The sequence below is a fragment of the Pedobacter suwonensis genome, assembly GCF_007833675.1.
GTDB classification, from domain to species: domain Bacteria; phylum Bacteroidota; class Bacteroidia; order Sphingobacteriales; family Sphingobacteriaceae; genus Pedobacter; species Pedobacter suwonensis.
Map to the genome: position 1 here is coordinate 3,742,656 of NZ_CP031708.1, position 20,229 is coordinate 3,762,884.

Annotated in this window: 19 protein-coding genes and 1 tRNA gene; 4 read left to right on the forward strand and 16 right to left on the reverse strand. The window is 38.1% G+C overall.

Going from position 1 to position 20,229, the window contains the following annotated elements; translation table 11 throughout:
• Window positions 1-348: 348 nt before the first annotated feature.
• Window positions 349-825 (reverse strand): Lrp/AsnC ligand binding domain-containing protein, encoded by a 477-nt coding sequence (locus DV942_RS15410; protein WP_025145395.1) that lies wholly within the window; start codon window positions 823-825, stop codon window positions 349-351.
• A 345-nt stretch (window positions 826-1,170) separates the two neighbouring features.
• Between DV942_RS15410 and DV942_RS23520 the strand changes: the two genes are divergently transcribed.
• A tRNA-Asp gene (locus DV942_RS23520) sits at window positions 1,171-1,315 on the forward strand.
• A gap of 143 nt (window positions 1,316-1,458) precedes the next feature.
• A complete protein-coding gene (locus DV942_RS15415; protein WP_244950713.1) occupies window positions 1,459-2,481 on the forward strand; it encodes a LacI family DNA-binding transcriptional regulator in 1,023 nt (340 codons plus the stop codon).
• Window positions 2,482-2,538: 57 nt separating this feature from the next.
• On the opposite strand, the gene frr is transcribed toward DV942_RS15415, so the two are convergent.
• The 10 genes from frr to pnuC all read right to left on the reverse strand — a co-directional run bounded on the left by frr (window position 2,539) and on the right by pnuC (window position 10,460).
• On the reverse strand, window positions 2,539-3,102 hold the full coding sequence (frr, locus tag DV942_RS15420) for a ribosome recycling factor (protein WP_090982952.1): 564 nt from the start codon (window positions 3,100-3,102) through the stop codon (window positions 2,539-2,541).
• Between the two features lie 39 nt (window positions 3,103-3,141).
• The gene (gene pyrH / locus DV942_RS15425; RefSeq protein WP_090982955.1) at window positions 3,142-3,846 is read right to left on the reverse strand and encodes a UMP kinase; all 705 of its coding nucleotides are present in this window, start codon (window positions 3,844-3,846) and stop codon (window positions 3,142-3,144) included.
• Window positions 3,847-3,969: 123 nt separating this feature from the next.
• On the reverse strand, window positions 3,970-4,932 hold the full coding sequence (locus DV942_RS15430) for an MBL fold metallo-hydrolase (RefSeq protein ID WP_145858917.1): 963 nt from the start codon (window positions 4,930-4,932) through the stop codon (window positions 3,970-3,972).
• A 10-nt stretch (window positions 4,933-4,942) separates the two neighbouring features.
• Window positions 4,943-6,034, reverse strand: coding sequence for an N-acetylglucosamine-6-phosphate deacetylase (nagA, locus tag DV942_RS15435; RefSeq protein WP_145858919.1), 1,092 nt, complete (start codon window positions 6,032-6,034; stop codon window positions 4,943-4,945).
• 130 nt (window positions 6,035-6,164) lie between these two features.
• A complete protein-coding gene (gene tsf, locus DV942_RS15440) occupies window positions 6,165-7,010 on the reverse strand; it encodes a translation elongation factor Ts (protein ID WP_145858921.1) in 846 nt (281 codons plus the stop codon).
• Between the two features lie 129 nt (window positions 7,011-7,139).
• Window positions 7,140-7,973, reverse strand: coding sequence for a 30S ribosomal protein S2 (gene rpsB / locus DV942_RS15445; RefSeq protein WP_090982964.1), 834 nt, complete (start codon window positions 7,971-7,973; stop codon window positions 7,140-7,142).
• Window positions 7,974-7,991: 18 nt separating this feature from the next.
• Entirely contained in the window at window positions 7,992-8,378 is a 387-nt protein-coding gene (gene rpsI / locus DV942_RS15450) for a 30S ribosomal protein S9 (protein ID WP_039481187.1), read from the reverse strand.
• A gap of 3 nt (window positions 8,379-8,381) precedes the next feature.
• Window positions 8,382-8,825, reverse strand: coding sequence for a 50S ribosomal protein L13 (gene rplM / locus DV942_RS15455; RefSeq protein ID WP_039481184.1), 444 nt, complete (start codon window positions 8,823-8,825; stop codon window positions 8,382-8,384).
• Between the two features lie 365 nt (window positions 8,826-9,190).
• The gene (locus DV942_RS15460) at window positions 9,191-9,724 is read right to left on the reverse strand and encodes an ORF6N domain-containing protein (protein WP_222431115.1); all 534 of its coding nucleotides are present in this window, start codon (window positions 9,722-9,724) and stop codon (window positions 9,191-9,193) included.
• A 55-nt stretch (window positions 9,725-9,779) separates the two neighbouring features.
• Window positions 9,780-10,460, reverse strand: coding sequence for a nicotinamide riboside transporter PnuC (gene pnuC, locus DV942_RS15465; protein ID WP_145858923.1), 681 nt, complete (start codon window positions 10,458-10,460; stop codon window positions 9,780-9,782).
• A gap of 148 nt (window positions 10,461-10,608) precedes the next feature.
• Between pnuC and DV942_RS15470 the strand changes: the two genes are divergently transcribed.
• Window positions 10,609-11,688 carry a mechanosensitive ion channel family protein gene (locus tag DV942_RS15470; protein WP_145858925.1) on the forward strand — a complete coding sequence of 360 codons (1,080 nt, stop codon included), beginning with the start codon at window positions 10,609-10,611 and terminating at the stop codon, window positions 11,686-11,688.
• A 273-nt stretch (window positions 11,689-11,961) separates the two neighbouring features.
• Window positions 11,962-12,417, forward strand: a complete 456-nt coding sequence (locus DV942_RS15475; RefSeq protein WP_090982971.1) for a hypothetical protein — start codon at window positions 11,962-11,964, stop codon at window positions 12,415-12,417.
• A 62-nt stretch (window positions 12,418-12,479) separates the two neighbouring features.
• On the opposite strand, the gene DV942_RS15480 is transcribed toward DV942_RS15475, so the two are convergent.
• The 5 genes from DV942_RS15480 to DV942_RS15500 all read right to left on the reverse strand — a co-directional run bounded on the left by DV942_RS15480 (window position 12,480) and on the right by DV942_RS15500 (window position 20,126).
• On the reverse strand, window positions 12,480-14,774 hold the full coding sequence (locus DV942_RS15480; RefSeq protein ID WP_145858929.1) for a Tex family protein: 2,295 nt from the start codon (window positions 14,772-14,774) through the stop codon (window positions 12,480-12,482).
• A 630-nt stretch (window positions 14,775-15,404) separates the two neighbouring features.
• Window positions 15,405-15,773 (reverse strand): iron chaperone, encoded by a 369-nt coding sequence (locus tag DV942_RS15485; RefSeq protein WP_244950714.1) that lies wholly within the window; start codon window positions 15,771-15,773, stop codon window positions 15,405-15,407.
• Window positions 15,774-15,806: 33 nt separating this feature from the next.
• Window positions 15,807-18,041 (reverse strand): alpha-N-acetylglucosaminidase, encoded by a 2,235-nt coding sequence (locus DV942_RS15490; protein ID WP_145858933.1) that lies wholly within the window; start codon window positions 18,039-18,041, stop codon window positions 15,807-15,809.
• Between the two features lie 195 nt (window positions 18,042-18,236).
• On the reverse strand, window positions 18,237-19,223 hold the full coding sequence (locus DV942_RS15495) for a pyruvate dehydrogenase complex E1 component subunit beta (RefSeq protein WP_090982977.1): 987 nt from the start codon (window positions 19,221-19,223) through the stop codon (window positions 18,237-18,239).
• Between the two features lie 345 nt (window positions 19,224-19,568).
• A complete protein-coding gene (locus tag DV942_RS15500) occupies window positions 19,569-20,126 on the reverse strand; it encodes a GNAT family N-acetyltransferase (RefSeq protein ID WP_145858936.1) in 558 nt (185 codons plus the stop codon).
• Window positions 20,127-20,229 lie beyond the last annotated feature (103 nt).

Here is a 20,229-nt window from a genome sequence, read left to right on the forward strand (position 1 = left end):
GGAGAGCAGGCGCTGTGCAATTATTAAATTTTTTCCCCGCTTTTCGTTTTTTCCCGATGAAAAAATCGGGCTATTCACTCCAATCGGGTCCAGGCGGTACCTTAAGTAGTGCTATTTTGGGCTGGGTTCTTATCTGCACAAATCTTTGTTCCTAAACCCGGTAGTAGCGGCAGCTCCCGATTTTTTCATCGGGACTATAGCGGATAACGGGACTGCCGTTTCCGAAGCCATACTAAGCGTTAATTTCCAATAAGCATCAGGAAAACCCAAAGCATTACTACCATTTAAGATAGATAAGGTCTAAAGTATGTTGTTCTTAATGAAACATTTTTACTTTAGTCTATCCGCTTACCCCAATTCGATCTGCCGCTTAATACTTTCTTCCAATGATATTAAAGTTTCTGTACGTTGTATGCCGTTTACTGCCTGTATTTCTTCATTTAAAACGTGGCGTAAGTGATTGGTGTCTCTGCAGATAATTTTGGCGAACATACTATAAGCCCCGGTAGTGTAATGTAATTCTACCACCTCCTTAATTTTGCTCAGCTGTGCAACTGCATCTTTATACTGGATTCCTTTTTCGAGATAAATACCCAGAAATGCACAAATATCATACCCTGCCTTTTGCGGATCAATAATGAGATGGGAACCTTTTATAATGCCCATTTCTTGCAGTTTCTTCATCCTAACATGGATCGTTCCGCCGGAAACAATAAGATCTTTGGCAATTTCTGTATACGGTTTAGTGGCATCCTGCATCAATTGCTTCAATATATCGATATCGAGGTTGTCAATTTCTAAATTGGAATTGTCTTTTTTAAGCATATTTTTGAATTATGATAAGCGAAATTACAAATATTTATTAATATTATAAAAATAAAATTAAATGTTTAAAATATTTGCAAGGTATTGGTTGTTCCTTTACATTTGTATCAAGCAATTAGCAAAAAGGAAACGTTCTTTCAGAATTGTTAAACATAATGTAGGGTGGTGAAACAGGCAGACACACCTCCTTGTCTCGGTGGCGGAGAATAATGGGAATATACCAATTTTGGTACTAACCACTCCTTGAAGGTTCGATTCCTTCCCCTACAGCTGCTGTAGTCCTAAGTCAATAGTTTATAGTCTTTAGTGGACTTACGACTGCAGGCTTTGGACTACAGACTAAAATGTTGGGTGGTGAAATTGGCAGACACGCCTCCTTGTCTCGGTGGTGGGGAATAATGGGACAAACGCAGTTTATTGGGTTGACCACAAATTAATTTTTTGAACTGTAGCTAACTACCCCTTGAAGGTTCGACTCCTTCCCCAACAGCATTTTTTATGAATAATAAGTTAGTTAATCGAGCAATCCTGGATAGGTTGCTCTTTTTTATTTTTAGGCGATTTCATCATATCATTCTATATTTATATGATATATTGTTATATTAACCATCAAATTTTATTCGTTTTAGGCCTGTGATAAAGAAACGCATTTCAATTAAAGACATTGCTAAACAGTTAAATATCTCCATCACCACTGTTTCTTTTGTGATTAATGGGAAAGCAAGGGAAAAAAACATCAGTGAATCGCTTACTAAAAAGGTCTTAGACCTGGTGGCCGAACTAAATTATCATCCCAATGCCCTCGCAACAAGCTTAAGAACAGGCAAAACGAAAATTATAGGTTTCCTGGTTGATGATATTTCTGAACCTTTTTTTGCCGGGATAGCACGCAGGATTGATGAAATTGCTTCGAGCCTGGGATATAAAATTTTATTTAGCAGTACCAGAAACGATACTGAAAAAGCAATTGAACTGCTCCATATTTTTAAAGACAGACATGTTGACGGCTACATTATGGCTTTACCTGAAGGCTTGGAAGAAGAAGTGAAAAAACTGATCCAGACAGATGCTCCGGTAGTGTTGTTTGATCGGTATGTACAGGATGTTAAAACCGATTATGTCATTATTGATAACCAGAACAGCACCTACAATGCCATTGAACACCTTATTAAAAACGACTATAAAAAGATCGGTTTTGTAACCATTGATACCGTTCAGCAACAGATGGTTGATCGTTTGGCTGGTTACGAAAAGGCTGTAGAGAAATACAACCTGCCTGCAATTGTTAAGAAGATTAATTATGTAAACTCTGCCGAATCGATTAAGGAAATGATCGATTTTTTTAAGGCCGAGAAGCAACTTGACGCCGTGTTATTTGCCGCTAACTATATTTGCCTGGATGGTTTGAGAACGTTTAGGAAACTAGGTATTCAGATTCATCAGGACATTGCTGTTGTTTCCTTTGATGATTTTGAAATTTTGGAATTTTGTGAACCCCCGGTTACAGCGATCGCCCAACCTCTTGAAGCCATTGCAGAAAACGTAATGAAGATTCTATTGAAAAAACTTAAAAAGGGCAGTAAGTCTGCCGAAAAGATAACGCAGGTTTCATTGCCCACCATATTAAATGTTAGGGGTTCCAGCGCTAAAAAATAGGGGCATAAAAAAAGGGAATAGTTTAAGTCTATTCCCAATTCTTTATTTTTGTAAAGATTAAACGGTCATTACATCTTTTTCTTTAGCTTCGGCATGTTTATCAACTTTGATGATGTAGGCATCAGTTAATTTTTGTACCTCTCCCTCACCTGTTTTAATTTCGTCATCAGATACGCCTTCACCCTTTAATTTCTGAATTTTGGTATTGGCATCTTTGCGGATATTGCGAACGGTAATACGACCTCTTTCGGCTTCTTCTTTCACCTTTTTTACCAATTCTTTTCTGCGCTCTTCAGTTAACGGTGGAACAACCAGGCGGATCACGATACCATCATTTTGCGGGTTGATGCCAATGTTGGCTACCTGGATAGCTTTTTCAATTGCTGTTAAAAGCGATTTTTCCCATGGTTGGATGACGATGGTCCTGGCATCAGGCGTATTGATACTCGCTACCTGTGACAATGCTGTAGCTGCACCATAATAATCTACGAAAATACCGTCCAACATTCCAGCTGATGCTTTACCAGCCCTGATTTTAGTTAATTCAGATTCACAATGATCGATGGCCCTTTCCATTGCAGATTGAGCATCCATTAATTGTAATTGTATGAGGTCGTTCATAATTGTGTCTATTTCTACGAAAATAATAATTTTTATACCTTATTTAACCAGTGTTCCAATCGGTTCGCCACTAGCGATTTTCATAAAATTGCCATGTTTGTTCATATCAAACACAATAATTGGCAATTGGTTTTCTTCGCAAAGGGTGAAAGCTGTCATATCCATAACATTAAGGCCTTTATTGTAAACTTCTCTAAAAGAAATTTCTTCGTATTTAGTAGCCAATGGATCTTTTTCAGGATCTGCAGTATAAATACCGTCTACACGTGTTCCTTTTAGCACAACATCAGCTTTGATTTCTATAGCACGTAAAGCCGCAGCAGAATCTGTTGTAAAGTATGGGTTGCCGGTTCCTGCACCAAAAATAACCACACGGCCTTTCTCTAAATGCCGAACAGCTCTTCTGCGGATAAATGGTTCGCAAATCTGTTCCATTTTAATGGCAGTAAGTAAACGTGTCTTGATGCCAACTTTCTCTAAAGCATCTTGCAAGGCCATAGAGTTGATTACCGTAGCCAACATGCCCATATAATCTGCCTGTGCCCTGTCCATCCCACTTTTTTCGGCGCTTAGGCCTCGAAAAATATTTCCTCCTCCAATAACGATTGCGATTTCTAAGCCTTTATCGTGTACAGCCTTGATATCTTCAGCATATTGTTTAACGCGTTCATTATCAATTCCATATTGTTTTGTGCCCATTAGTGATTCTCCACTAAGCTTAAGTAGGATGCGTTTATATTTCATGGCCCCAAAAATATTAACATTTTTTTAATACCTGGCTATGGTTTTTAATAATTGATGTAAATATTTAAATAGAAATATTGATTTTAAAAGAAAAGGGCAATACCTTGAAATAGTGCCCCTGTTTTAATTGATTTTTAAACGCCTCCCTTGCTCGGGAAAAATTAATTTTAAGCCTTTTACATTCTCCAAAATCAATTGCTGTTTTACTTTTTCTGCAGATTGAAGTGGCGGTTTAGTATGCGTTACAATAAACGAAACTTTCTTGAATGCTTTTTCATGGGTTAGGGCTTCCAGTTTAGAAAGTTCACTAAAGAAAAGTCTCGGTGTAAGGTGCCCGAACAATTGTTTATCCGGTTGTTCATTCGGGAAAGAAACCTCCAGGAATATAGCTTTTAACTGTCTTGAGTTGACTAAGGGTGCTACTGCCTGCCACAATTTAAAGAGTTTATCCGATTGCTCAATTTCATCGGCACCGGTGTCTCCCAGATAAAGTACATAGCTATCATCGTGGCTGATGAGAAAAGCAGTACTTTTATAAGGATTACCATGGCTCAGTTCAAAAGCTTTTACCTTCATTTCGGTGCCGGCCAGCGAGTAAGTAATGCCTTCAATAAGTGGGAAATAAGTATATTTTTTTAACTGTGGTTTTTCGCCTTCGTTGGCAAAATTGGCCCAGGCATCCCAGGTAAAATATTTATCCCTTAAAATATTAAGCACTGAAGGAATGCCATAGATGTTTTTTGCGGTATCAGCTGGCGAGTTGATTATTAAACCGGCCACATGATCTAAATGTGCATGCGAAATCAAATACCCTTTAATCAGTTTACGCTGAGTTTCTTCGCTGGTGCCGTTAAGTGACCTAAGATTAATTGCCTTTTGAATACCTGCATTGATGGTGCCTGCATCAAGGCAGACATAGTTATTGCTGCCTTCTGGCGCAATCATATAGCTGGATAAATTGCTCTCATCATCGCCACCCTTTACGCCAAGCGGTATTATGGAAAAAGCGGTATTTATTTTTTGCCCCCAGGAATTAACGGCGCAAATTGACAAGAATAATAATGCCGCGGCAATTTTTTTGACCATATTGAATGCTTTATACCGTTTTACCCTGAAATATGACCTCTTTTAAATTAAAATGATCATCAATGAGTAGTAGGTTTGCCTGTTGCCCAATACTTATACATGAGGTGAGTTTGTCAATGCCAATTAATTTCGCAGGATACAGGGTTCCCATTTTTATTGCCTCATTTAAACTGATATCGCAATGTGATACACAATTTTTAACGGCTTCTAACATGGTTAGCGACGAACCCGATAATGTGCCATCGGGCATCACAAATTTGTTCCCTTTTTCGACGTGTTGATATGGTCCGGTAGAACAGGCTGTAACGGCATCGGTGATAAGAAATAAACGTTCTTTTAATATTTTCTGCACAAATTTAATCACTTCGAAATCTACGTGTTGTCCATCGGCAATAATACTGGCCATAGCCTTATCATGACTGAACACTGCTGTTGGTATGCCGGGTTCGCGATGATGGATGGGACTCATGGCATTAAACAGGTGGGTTGTGGTTTGGATGCCTTTATTATAAGCGGCTGTAGCTTCTTCAAATGTCGCGTTGCTATGCCCAAGTGAAACCACCACTCCATGATCTAGCAGGCATTGAATTACCTCATCATCCTGCAGTTCTGGTGCAATGGTCATCATTTTAATCACGCCATCCCCAAAATCGATTAATTTTTTAATCTCATCAATCGAGGCTTTCCTGACAAACGCAGGTACATGTGCACCTAAACGTTTTGGATTCAAAAATGGTCCTTCCAGATGTAACCCTAGGCAATTTTTTGCTGTTGATCGATGTGCTTTGGCTGCTTTGATGCACTCATTAAAAACTTCCTGAGAATTTGTTGCCATACAGGCTAAGAAACCGGTTGTACCTTTTTTAAGCAGGTCATCTTCCATTATGGTTAATGATTCGACAGTTGGATCGGCAGAGAATAACCTATCTCCTGCACCATAAATCTGTAAGTCAATAAAACCAGGCACAGCCAGCGAAGATTCGTTTTTTTCATTGCTGCTTTCGCTAAGGCCTGAAATGATCGTGCCATCAATTATGATGTCCTGGTTTTTTATTAAAATGTCGTCCTGAAAATAAGAGGTATTGGATATTACTTTAGGCATATTAAAATGTTTAAGTAGGTTAAGCTTATAGATTCAAAGTTAAATATTGTAGCTATATTGTGATACTTAATTGCAATGCATAAAAAAAGCCTCAATTTCTTGAGGCTTCTAAATATATTTTTATAAATGCTTATGCACCTAATTGTACGCGTTTGAAAGCAGATACGGTTAAACCTTTAGCAGTGTTATCTAAAAATTTACGCACATCCATAGAGCTATCTTTAACAAACTCCTGGTTTAATAAAGTGCTGTCTTTGTAGAATTTGTTCAATTTACCGGCAGCAATTTTTTCTACCATTTCTTCTGGTTTGCCTTCCTGACGGATAACATCTTTCGCAATCTCGATTTCGCGTTCGATAGTAGCCGGATCAACACCGTCCTTGTCAACAGCAACTGGGTTCATTGCAGCAATTTGCATCGCAACATCTTTACCAGCTTCAGTAATATCTGCGCCATTAGCACCTTCAAATACTACTAAAACACCCATTTTACCGTTAGAGTGGATATAAGAAACGATTTTTTCGCCAGAGATATTTGCATATTCCTGAATAACAATTTTCTCTCCGATTTTACCGGTTAATTCAGTAATGGTTTCAGCAACTGTACGTCCATCTTCCAAAGTAATTGCTGATAATTCTTCAGTAGTAGCAGGATTGTTTTCAACTGCGGCAGCTAAAACAGCCTGAGCTAAATTACGGAAATCTTCAACTTTAGAAACTGGTTCAGTTTCACAAGCCAAAGCAACTAATTTACCATTAGTACCATCTGCTGAAACAGCAATTGACACCAAGCCTTCAGAAGTAGCATTACCAGAACGGGCAGCAGATACTTTTTGACCTTTTTTACGTAATAAATCAACAGCAGCTTCGAAATCGCCATTAGCTTCTAATAAAGCTTTTTTGCAATCCATCATACCAGCACCAGTTTGTTGGCGTAGTTTATTTACATCTGCGGCAGTAATTTGTACTGTAGACATTTTATTTCCTCTTTTAAATTTTACAATCTTGTTATAACAATTACAGGTTACAAGTTACAAGCGCCAAGTTAAACTCATGTTAAGCCAACTTAAAACCTGAAACCAGTAACCTGCAATTAAAAAATATTACTATTCTTCTGTTTTAGTTTCTTCTGATGCTGACGCTTCAACTTCTGCCTCAGCAGCTTTTTTACGTCTAGGCTCTTTTGATTCAGGAGCATCAGCTGCTGCTTTAGCGGCTACTGCTTCTTTTTCTGCCTCATCATCTTTTTCGCGTTTACGCTCTTCCAAACCTTCTTCAATCGCTTTAATGATTACATCAGTAATTAAAGAGATAGATTTTGTAGCATCATCATTCGCCGGAATCGGGAAATCGATGTTAGAAGGGTCAGAGTTAGTATCAACCATCGCAAAAGTAGGGATGTTTAATTTTAACGCTTCAGTTACCGCGATGTGCTCTTTCTTAACGTCGATTAAGAATAAAGCTGCAGGTAAACGGTTTAAATCAGCAATACCACCTAAAAGTGATTCTAATTTAATACGCTCACGTTGAATCATTAAACGCTCTTTTTTAGATAAGATCGAATAAGTACCGTCTTTAGTCATTTTATCGATGTTAGACATCTTTTTGATTGACTTGCGAACAGTAGCAAAGTTAGTTAACATACCACCTAACCAACGCTCGGTTACGAAAGGCATGTTTACTTTTTTAGCTTGTTCAGCTACGATTCCTTTTGCTTGTTTTTTTGTTGAAACAAATAATACTTTACGTCCTGATTTTACGATTTGTTTGATCGCAGCCGCAGCCTCTTCAGTTTTAGTTAAAGTTTTATTTAAATCTATAATGTGAATGCCATTACGCTCCATGAAAATGTAAGGAGCCATTTTTGGATTCCATTTACGGGTAAGGTGACCAAAGTGTACACCTGCATCCAATAAGTCTTGATAAGTTGTTCTTGCCATTGTTGTTGCCTCCTGTGATTAACGTTTACTGAATTGGAATTTCTTACGGGCTTTAGCACGTCCTGGTTTTTTACGCTCAACCATACGCATATCACGCGTCATCAGGCCTTTAGCACGTAATGCAGGTTTTTTCTCCGCATCTAGTTCAACAATCGCTTTAGCAATAGCTAAACGAACAGCTTCTGCTTGTCCTTTTACTCCACCACCTTGTACGTTTACAGTAATATCATAACGGCCAGCAAGTTCAGCAACTTCTAAACTTTGGTTTACGATATATTGTAAAGGTAAAGTAGGGAAATATTCTTTGTGATCTTTACCGTTAACGGTAATTGCGCCAGCACCATCTTTTAAGTAGATACGTGCAACAGCTGTTTTTCTTCTTCCTGAAGTGTTAGTAACTGACATTTCTTAAAGTTTAATGGTTTTTGGAGATTGAGCCGCATGAGGGTGGTTTGCACCAGCATACACAAAAAGATTGGTGTATAATTTTTTACCCAATTTAGTTTTCGGTAACATACCACGTACCGCTTTCTCGATTACACGTTGAGGGTGTTTCGCCATTAATTCCTTAGGAGAAATAAAACGTTGACCACCTGGATAACCAGTGTAAGAAACATATTGCTTTTCGCTGAATTTGTTTCCTGTCAATTTAACCTTGTCTGCATTAATAACAATAACGTTATCACCGCAGTCTACGTGTGGGGTGTACTCAGGCTTGTTTTTACCACGGATGATCATAGCGATCTTCGATGACAAGCGCCCCAAAATCTCGCCTTCCGCATCAACAACAATCCACTGTTTGTTTACAGTTTTAGCATTGGCCGAGACAGTTTTGTAACTTAACGTATTCACTTGCTTGTATTTAATTTATTAAACAATTTATTATTCCCATTAAATTTGGGACTGCAAAGATAGATAGAATACTTTTATTATCAAATAGTTGGAAGGAAAATTTTTGATATAAAATATCTTTACTGTGAACAAAGCGGCGATATAAAAATGCAATAGTTGTTCCGCTAAAGTAAAACCACAGCCCTTCTGGTTGCTTCCATCGGGTTTACGCCAATCTTAATTTGCTGTCTGCTGAGGTTTAAAACAACTGTTCATCATTTACTGATGCTTCGTGTCTCCGAATGACATCGTGAATAAGCTAATGCAAATTACCAGGATATCGTTGCAATCGCAGTAAGCAAATATTACCGGATTATATGCCGCTATTACAGATCATCAGGCATATATCCAATTCTTTTCCTTGGCTCGATTTTCTTATCAATGAGTTTATCCAGATAGGTAAAAACCAGTTCGATGTTTTTATCCTGATTGCTTACTTTTTGCTTAATTTCTTCGATTTCAAGTTTAAGTTCACCGCTGTCAATAATAAATTGCCGTATTCGGGAGAAAATCCTGACAATCTGGATATTTACTTGGATAGCCTGCTTGCTGTTTAATACGCTTGACAGCATCAGAATGCCATGTTCGGTAAAAACAAAAGGAAGTTTTCTTCTACCGCCCCAACTTGAAGTCGCAAATTGCGACTTCAAGTTTAACCACTCTTCATCAGTCAGTTGAAACATGAAATCTTCTGGAAACCGATCAGGATTTCTACCAACCTGCTCATTGACACGTTTAGTCTCTACGCCATACAACTCCGCCAGATCACTATCCAGCATCACTTTTAGGCCTCTTAACCCGTAAATTTTATTAACTACTATATTATCAGGGATGATAGGAAGCATCTGTTTCGCTGTCATATCATTTAGGATTTAAGTTAAAGATAAAAAAATGTTTTGTAAGTCGAAGTCAGATCTATAAATCTTCAGTATTCGATATTGTTTTACTGTAACCCTTGTATTCCTTAATCCAGTTCCATAAGGCAAAGCCTGCAATAATGGTAAAGATGAAATATTCAATTCCCATAAATTTAATCCCTTTTAGGAAATAGAGATAGGTGGCAACAATATCAATTATCAGCCAGATGATCCAACATTCTACTCTTTTTTGGATCATTAGGAAAGTGGTGATTACACTCATTACAAAAATAAATGAATCAACAAAAGGGTAAGCACTGGGCAAATTAAATAATAGAGGCAGCCAATTGTGGAGCTGACCAGCCAAAGTGCCTATTAATAATGTGCCAAAAATGCCAACGGCCAATAAATACATAAATTGCCTTAGGGGCATAAAGCTGATTTTAAGCTCTTTGTTTCTATCTTCTTCTTCAGGTTTTGGATTTGTCCATCGCCACCAGCCCATTATGTTGGTTACAAAAAAGAAAACCATTAGAAACATATCAGGATAAAGCTGACTTTGATAATATAAAAAGGCGGATAAAAATACATTTATAATACCTACGGGCCAGCTCCAGACACTGGCTTTTGCTGACAGAACAACAGAAACGATTCCAGTAATTACAGCGAAAAATTCCAGATAGCTCAATTTATAGCCAAAAACTGTGAAAAATATACTGTGGGCATCAAAGAAATCCATGTTTATCTTTTGAGGATGTATAAAATGCTAATGTAGATAATTTATTTGCGGCTAATGGTTTTGTATTGACAAACAATCCAAAAATCTGGCTGTTATAAACAATGTCAAATGGCTTACCGCCACATTTATTAACCAGCAAATTTCGTTTATGCAGTATCTCGACCAGCTTTTCGGTTTCCCTATTCCTTTGTTTTTCAAGAACCTCATTATTGGTTTTATAGCGGTATTTCTTGGTATTTTAATCAGGTTTATTATTCATAAAACTTTTATCCTGCTTTCTCGCTGGTGGGATTTTATTATTATTAAATCTACAGTAAAGCATTTGAAGAGGCCTATTGCTTTTTTTATTCCTTTACTGTTCCTCAATTTTTCCTTAACGCTGATGGAGATGTCGCCAGCCTACCGCCTTCCAATAAGCAAGGCATTGGAAATCGCCCTCACAATTATTTTTGCGCTGATTTTGGTGCGGGCCATTAACGTTTTAGAAGACTATTTTTACCTGAAATATGATCTAAACAAAGAAAATAATTTAAAAGAGCGTAAGATAAGAACACAGTTGCAGTTTGTGCGAAAGTTTATTGTTTCGCTTATTGTTTTGGTTACTATTGCTATTATTCTGTTGAGTTTTGAAAGCATGCGAAAAATCGGGGCGGGGCTGCTTACAGGCGTTGGTATAGGAGGGATTATCATCGGTTTTGCAGCACAGAAATCGCTTGGTAATTTATTGGCCGGTTTTCAGATTGCCTTTACCCAGCCGATAAGAATTGATGATGTGTTGATTGTGGAAGGGGAGTGGGGTAAGGTAGAAGAAATTACATTAACCTATGTAGTCGTTAATATCTGGGACCAAAGACGTTTAATCCTGCCAATTACCTATTTTATCGAAAAGCCATTCCAAAACTGGACACGTGTTTCGGCTGATCTGCTCGGAACAGTTTTTTTATACCTTGATTATACAATTCCGATTGAACCAATGCGACAGGAATTAACAAGATTGTTGAATGAAAATCCTTTGTGGGATAAAAGGGTAAATGTTGTACAGGTTACCGACAGTATTAAAGACGGAACCATCGAGGTTCGTTTTTTGATGAGTGCTTCGAATTCGTCGAGGGCTTTTGATTTAAGGTGCTATGTAAGGGAAGCAATGATTGCTTTTATTCAGCAAAACTATCCTGATAGTTTACCTAAAAAAAGATTAGAGCTTCGGGATAAGTTTGCGGGGTTGTAGTTTCAAAATCAAACAGAACGGGTAATTATTCAATTTGCATGGCAGATTTAAACCTTTTAGCAGCTGTTGAGCATGGGTTAGTAATTGTAAATCCGTTTTTCGCAGCTGTAATTTTAGGACATTGTATGTCATAACAAACATTAAATAATAAGATATTATCGAAAAACTACCTAAAAACAGGTAGTTCCGTTTACCGGGAACATAGTATTTTATTTATAGTTATTAGTCTTGGCACTTAATTGGCACAAATGCTAAGAAAAAGACTAAAAACCTATGAAAAAAATTTCAACATTATTATCTCTTGCTCTTGTTTTTTCGCTACTGTTTTCTTGTAAAAAGGATTCAGAAACAACTCCTTCAAAAAGTGGTAAAACTGCAAAATTTACCATTACTGCAAACGGTGTGAATGCAACAGACGATTACGTTTCTTTTGTAATTGTAGGCGGTGATACTAAAGGCACTAAAACCATCTGGAAGGTAAATGGCGTAACCAGAAACAATGAGGCTGCTATTTCTTTAGGTAAAGACGATTTTACGGGAAGTACCAAAACCTATGTAATAGAGACCATATTGCCAGTTGATGTGATTAGTGCAAGTGCGCAGTGTATTAACTTTAATGCCAGTTATCAGATCAGTTATAAAGCGGAGATTGATGGCAAAGTGGTTACCAATGATGATGGGGTTACCGTTGATGTTAATAAAGATTATACCCACCAGTTCGATTATTAATTGCGCTCCAGTAATTCTCTAACTGAAGCGGCACAAGCTTACCTGTGCCGCTCAGTAACTAATTATTTGAACATCCCTTTCAGTTTTGCCAATTTTTCCTGTAAATCGCCATTAGCATCTTTTGGTTCATTACGCGGCTTGAAGTTTGGTTTGTTATTATTATTTGATTTGAAATTCTGCTTAGGCTTCTGCTCCTTCGGCTCCCGATTCCGGGCTTCTGACTTCGGATTAGCTTCAGTCTTCATTGACAACGAAATCCTTTTACGGGCTACATCAACTTCCATCACCGTAACTTCGACTTTTTGGTGCACCTTTACTACGTCATTTGGATTAGCGACAAAACGGTTTGCCAGCTGACTGGTGTGTACCAAGCCATCCTGGTGTACGCCAATATCAACAAAAGCTCCAAAATTGGTAATGTTGGTTACAATGCCTGGAAGTTTCATTCCTACTCTCAAATCAGAAATTTCATTCACCCCATCGGTAAAGTTAAAAGCCTCAAACTGTTCGCGTGGATCACGGCCGGGCTTTGCCAATTCTTTTAAAATATCTGTTAATGTTGGTAAACCGATTTCCGTTGTAACATATTGCTGTAGTTTAATCTGTTTTTGCAATTGCGTATCTTTCATTAAAGCAGACACCGTAGTGCCAAGGTCTTTAGCCATTTGATCTACTACTGCATAACGTTCAGGGTGTACGCCGCTGGTATCCAAAACATTTTCGCCATTGCGGATACGTAAGAAACCCGCTGCCTGCTCATAAGCTTTATCACCTAACCGCGGTACCTTTTTTAAACTTTCGCGGTTTTTAAAAGCACCATGGGTATTCCTATAGTCAACAATGTTTTTTGCTAAAGTTGGCCCTAAGCCGGAAACGTATGCTAAGATCTGTTTTGAAGCGGTATTTAATTCTACTCCCACCGCATTTACCGCACTGATTACGGTATCATCTAAACTTGCCTGCAATTTATTCTGATCAACATCGTGCTGATATTGGCCAACGCCGATGGATTTTGGATCAATTTTAACCAGTTCGGCCAAAGGATCCATTAAACGGCGACCAATTGAAACGGCTCCACGCACGGTGATGTCATGCGTAGGGAACTCTTCTCTGGCCACTTCTGATGCCGAATAAATTGAAGCACCACTTTCGTTAACCATCACTATGGTAATATTAGGTAGATTTAATGTTCTAACAAAAGCTTCAGTTTCCCTTCCGGCAGTGCCGTTACCAATCGCGATAGCTTCAATATTATGCTTTTCGCAAAGTTGCCGGATAGTAAATTCGGCGTTTTTCACATTTCCCTGTCCGGTATGCGGATAAATTGCTGTATTCTCTAACAACTGGCCTTGTTTATCTAAGCAAACCACCTTACAACCGGTACGGAATCCTGGATCGATAGCCATGACATTTTTTTGTCCCATCGGAGCTGCCAATAACAATTGGCGTGCATTTTCGGCAAAAACGCGGATGGCTTCCTCATCTGCTTTTTGTTTGGTAAAAACACGCAATTCTGTTTCCATGGCAGGCTCAAGTAAGCGCTTGTATCCATCTTCTAAAGCTTGCTGTACCTGTTTGGAAGCCGCATTATTGCCTGCAATAAACTGGTTTTCGAGGATAGAGATGGCCTCTTCAACCGGTGGAAGTGCATCTAGTCTTAAAATCAGCTCTTTTTCGCCCCGGCGCATGGCCAAAACACGGTGGGATGCGGCTGTTTTAACCGGCTCACTCCATTCAAAATAATCCTTATATTTAATACCCTCCTCTTCTTTACCTTTGATTACTTCTGATTTAAAAACAGCCTTTTCCTGGAAATAAGTCCGCATTTTGTTGCGAGCCTCTGCATTCTCGGCGATCATCTCGGCAATAATATCTCTTGCGCCAGCTAAAGCTTCATCAAGCGAATTCACTGCTTTTTCGGGATCGACAAATTTATTGGCTTCAGCAGCAAGGTCAAAGTTGCGCTGTTCGAGAATTTGTAAAGCCAAAGGTTCTAATCCTTTTTCTTTTGCAACCGATGCACGTGTCTTACGTTTCGGCTTATAAGGCAGGTAAATGTCTTCAAGAAGCGAAATGGTTTCCGCCTGGTTAATCTGTTCCTCAAGTTCGGGTGTTAACTTGCCTAGCTCGGTCATCGATTTTAAAATCGCTTCGCGGCGTTTGCCCAAATCACGTAATTGCAAAACCCGATCGCGGATTGCGGCCACCTCGACCTCATCTAAGCTGCCGGTCGCCTCTTTACGGTAACGGGAAATAAACGGAACAGTTGCGCCTTCATCTAATAGATTTATGGTTGCAGTTATTTGTTTTTCTGCAACTTTTAATTCGGCTGCAATTATTTTATGGTGAGTTAACATATCCTAAATTAAGGTAGCAAAGCTAATCAGGATTTGCGGGATTTTTGAGACCAATTTTTCCACGAACAGTAGTGGAAAAGTTCAGTTGTATAAAAACAGTTGAGATAGATACGATAAAGGTCCTTTAACGTGATTCAACTATTGGCACAGTATTTGTTTTTCTAAATCGGGCTAACCGAATATATAACTTTAAAAATTGATGTCTAATTTATATCCCCGATGTTGGAAATGCAACACACCATATCACTATCAAATACCTAGGCCTTGGTTAATAAAAAATTTACTTTTTTTCCTTCCTATTAAAAAATACTTTTGCCCTCATTGCGTGACTGCCAGGTATGCCTGGATAAAGGCGGAAACAGGAAAAGATTATTTAGATACTGAAAATGCTGTGAAGACTAACGAGAAGAAAAATAGGCGAAAAAAATAAAAGATATTTTTCGAGTAATCAATATTGCAATATCATGTTATGGTTGCAACGGAATATGTTAAGAATAATAATCTTAATGTGATTAATATTCTATCATGAGATCGTCATCCTGTATATATTTCAGCGCTTTAAACATTGTACCATCGTGCTAGCAGGCCGCTATCCAATTTGCTAATAAGGTAGCCTATCATTTGATGATTTTATTTTTTTACTTTTTCCAAATCTTTTTCCGCTTTAAATTTTGTGATTCTGGTAATTAAGTCTAAAGGTAAAGGCTCATTCAAAGGAAACTGAACAGCACCTTTACTCCATTTAAAGTCGGAAAATTCAGCTTTAAAGGCCTCGATTCCATCGCCGGTGGGATAAAAGCCAATATGTTTTTCATAAGCAGCGAAATATACCAAAACCTTATTTTGCTTAAAGGCAGGCATTTTGTAGCTGATTAGTTCCACGGCATCCGGTGCTGCATTTTGTATGCTTTTTCTAATCTGCTGCAACATTTCCTGCGTTTTTATTGGAAATAGCGCAATATATTCGTCGATGGTTTTTGGTTCTGTTTTCTCCATCATCCTGTAGGCGATTTTATTTAAACCCTGTTCAATTTAAAGATATGGTATCCATTTTTTATATAAATCTTCACAAACTTTAATAGCGTTCGGAGTTGGGGTTGGAGAAAAAGATTGCGTACTGTGATTTTTATCGGTCCATTCCCAATCAAATTTTGCGCGCTTTTTGTCGAAACTCGCCATGTCGGGTTCATTTCCTGATTTAATAGTCTTTCTTAATTCATCGAAAAATAGTTCCCACCTTGGTTTATAGTAAGTGGCTATTAAACCTGACCAATCTTTTGCAGCATAATCTGTAATTCCATTCCCTTCGCCACCCCAGGTTGTAATGAGTACCCTTGCACTTTTTTCGTAGTAATTTTTCTCTTCATCAGTTTTTCCAAAACCCCTGGCATCGTCTATCCATTTTCCAAGCATTAATTCGCTTTGCGTTGCCGTTAAGCTATTCACATCATCACATAGTGATAAAAAATGTTGTGTGTATTGGTTAAATAATTTTTCGTCTTTTGCATAGTATGCCTTTGCAATGGTATCTCTAAATGATAATGCTAAATTTACAAGTACCTGTTTTTCTAACATAACTAAATCACGTTCAAAGCGAGCGTTCCTATTCGACTCTTCATTCGCTTTTAGGAAAACTGGTAAAATTGAGGCTAGTGCTGAATAATCATAACTGCTTAAAGAAGAGTATGATCCATTTCTTTTTAACATCGGTTTTGATTGGATGATATTGCCCAGACCAACTCCAGATACCTGGCTGTTGTAAATCAATGGAAGTAATTTAGCCCATCCTGCTTCAATAATTTCATCTTTATTTCCGGTGCGGCTGTTTGCGTAATCTTTAATCCACTTTGTTGTATTTTCTGCATCAGCATTCCATGCATAGTCAAATAACCATTCAAACATAAAATCGTTCACTCCGAAACCTTCAAGTGTTGTTCCAATACCTGTCATCTGTCTTTTGTTTGGATCTTTTTCGGCAGCTGGAAGAAGCTTTGATACTTTCAATAATGGAGCTGCTAACTGAGTATTTCCGCCAAAATTTCCCAGATAACACCAAATATAAGGAGCATCAAAAAAGGCATCTGTTGTTCTCCATAACTCTGCTTTCTCTCCAAAATATTCTAAAATTATCATTTTGTTCTTCGGTACCGCCTTTATCATGGCTTCTAAAGTAGGGTTGTTCCAATGCTTTCGGTCATAATAAAAAGTCCAACCCATTTGGATCCAAACCGCATCTTTATCAACCGCTTTCATTCCACTATAAATGGTTCTTGCAACATTTGCTAAATAGCCTGGTTTCCAGCTTGGCGGATCCATCTCATTAAACGGATCAGCACCGTAAAAGTGGTCAGTTCCAAATAACTTCTGTTGTTCTGTCAGGTATGCTTTCTGTATCTTAATAAACAACGGATCCATCGGATCTAGAAAATAAGCATCATTTTGTTTCCCTGTATCGTACGAACCCAGGTTTGTTAACTTGATATTAGGGAACTTTTGTTTTAAGTCAAATGGAACATGGCCCGCGAAAGCAGGAAGAACTGGTTTCATTCCGAAGCTACGCTCTCTTTTCAAGATCTGTTTCTGAAGCTCAAATTGATTATTGATAAAACTTTGTGGCAATGGGCCTAACCACCTGTCCAGGTTGCCCATTCTTTGCCATGCCAAGTGAGATGGACCAGTAAAAAATGCCCTGCTTTGGGCCTCCGTCATGCCAAATTTCTTCCATACCTTCTGCCAGACATATTCTTGGCCGGTTATCGCAAGGGGCATGTTTATACCGTTCAGTGCCATCCAGTCAATTAGTCTCTCCCAATCTCTCCATTTCCACCATAAAGTAGTATAGCCGAATGTGCAATAATTTAAGAAAAACCGATTTTCGAATCTACAAACTTCGGCAACCGGACTTGAAACTATTGGGAATTGTTTTGGAATTTCGATTTTATCATTCGCATACCATGTTATTGATGTATGACAATATGTTTTAAGATAATGGTTTAAGCCCTTAGCTATCGATAAAGCATTAGTTCCTTTAATTAAAATTTTATCATCCTGACTAGCTAAATAGAAACTATCAACCCCTTTCTTATCAGCAATAGTTTCGATTAGGAAGGAGTTCGAATTACCAGGCAAAATACGTTCTATAAGGGCATAGACTTCAGAAGTTTGCGTATTGGAAAAACGATTTACTAATTTGTTATCAGCAAATAGATTTTCATTGATAGTTAGGATGAATAGGCAAAGTGCAACATAAATTTTAATAGTTTTCATTAGCGCTTTTTTGGTTACACAAATAAATCATTTTTTTTTAAACGCAAAGAATTATTCCTTAAACTGGTTAATAAGTTGGGATGATTTGATATTTTAATGTTACTGTAAAAAAAAAATCCCCCAAGTTGCTTGGAGGATTTATATCTAAATAGGTTCTTCGTTATGCTCAGAACCAATAAACTATCGGATGATATTCTACTTTTTAACGTACATTACTTCTTTTACCGCTTTAACAACACGTTCTGCATTTGGTAGACTCGCTGCAATTAAAGTTGGTGAATATGGAAGTGGAACATCTGCACAGGTAATACGTAAAACCGGAGCATCTAAATAATCGAATGCATGTTTTTGTACCATGAAGGCAATCTCGCCGGAAAGCGACGCTAATGGCCAAGCCTCTTCTACCACAACCAAACGGTTTGTTTTTTTAACCGATTCGATAATGGTTGCATAATCAATAGGACGTACCGTACGTAAATCAATCACTTCAACGTTAATTCCTTCTTTGGCTAACTCTTCTACAGCAGGATTTACCACACGTGTTAACATTTTACCAAAAGTTACAATGGTTACATCTGTGCCTTCTTTGGTTACTTTAGCTTTACCAAGTTCGATATAGTATTCTTCTGCAGGAACATCGCCTTTATCGCCATACATCACTTCCGATTCCATAAAAATAACCGGATCCGGATCAAGGATTGATTGTTTTAATAAACCTTTCGCATCGTAAGGAGTAGCCGGAACCACCACTTTTAAACCTGGTGTGTTAGCATACCAGTTCTCGAAATTTTGAGAGTGTTGCGCACCTAACTGACCTGCGTTACCGGTTGGACCACGGAAAACCATAGGGCATGAAAACTGACCACCGCTCATTGATAAGATTTTAGCCGCTCCGTTGATGATCTGATCGATCGCAACTAAAGAGAAGTTAAATGTCATGAACTCTACAATTGGAATAAGGCCAGCTGTAGCTGCACCAGTTGCAATACCTGCGAAACCTAATTCGGCAATCGGGGTATCGATAATTCGTTTTGCGCCAAATTCATCAAGCATACCCTGACTTACTTTGTATGCACCGTTATATTCTGCTACTTCTTCACCTAATAAAAAAACGCGGTCATCTTTACGCATTTCTTCGCTCATGGCTTCGCGAAGTGCTTCTCTAAATTGGATTTCTCTCATTGTAAATTTTAATAACGGTGGCAAATATAATTATTAATCGCTTTGAAACCAAAGGCTAAAATGCCTATGTTTTGTAATAATTATAAGTGTTTTGTCTAATTAGTTGATGTTTTTTTAACCGATTTTTTTACTAATTCCTGTAATGAGGAAATATTATTGGGCAATTCCGTTTTTGTTGGGCTTTTTTGTATTAATATTGGTGTTTTTTACGAAATAACTACCTCTTGCACTGCAGTTATTTGGAGCGGATTGCAATGAGGTAGCGAACCTATGAAGTGGGCAGCAAAGCTAAAGTTATTTAGCGTCCTTCATTTCAGCCATGATGACGACTACATTTATTTAGCATTAGTGGTTTGGATTCAATAATCCATAAATTTCACTATCAAGAAACCGGCCTCTGAAATAATAATCTTGTTTAAAATGTGCTTCCTTTTTAAAGCCATGTTTGATCAGCATCTGTCTGGAAGCATCGTTTTCTACATTAATATTTGCACTGATGGTGTGCAGGTTAACTTCATTAAATCCAAAATCGATGGTTCGTTTCAAGGCTTCAGAGATAATTCCCTGCCGCCAATAATCAGGATGTAGCATATAACCAATCTCTGCCCTATGGTTGGCGAAGTCGGTACGCCAATATCCGATAGAACCAATCATTTGCCCCGGCTCATCTTTTAAGGCTATTACCCAGGCCAGGTTATCCCCATTTTCGTAGCCATTTCTAAAACGGGAAATAAAATCTTTAATTTCAAAAATATCTTTTGGTCTTTCCCTGTCGATATATTTCATTACCGTTTCGTTTGTACGCATGGCAAAAAGTGCTTCGGCGTCAGCAAGATCATGTTCGCGGAGGATTAGTCGTTCGGTTTCGAGTATGGGGAAATTTGTAAAATTTAAGGTTAGCATTTTCAAATTTAAGAGATTTAACCGCAAAGCACGCAAAAGTTTTAGCAAAGTATGCAAAGTTTGTTTTACCACAGAGAACACAGAAATCATTAAGCTAATATTT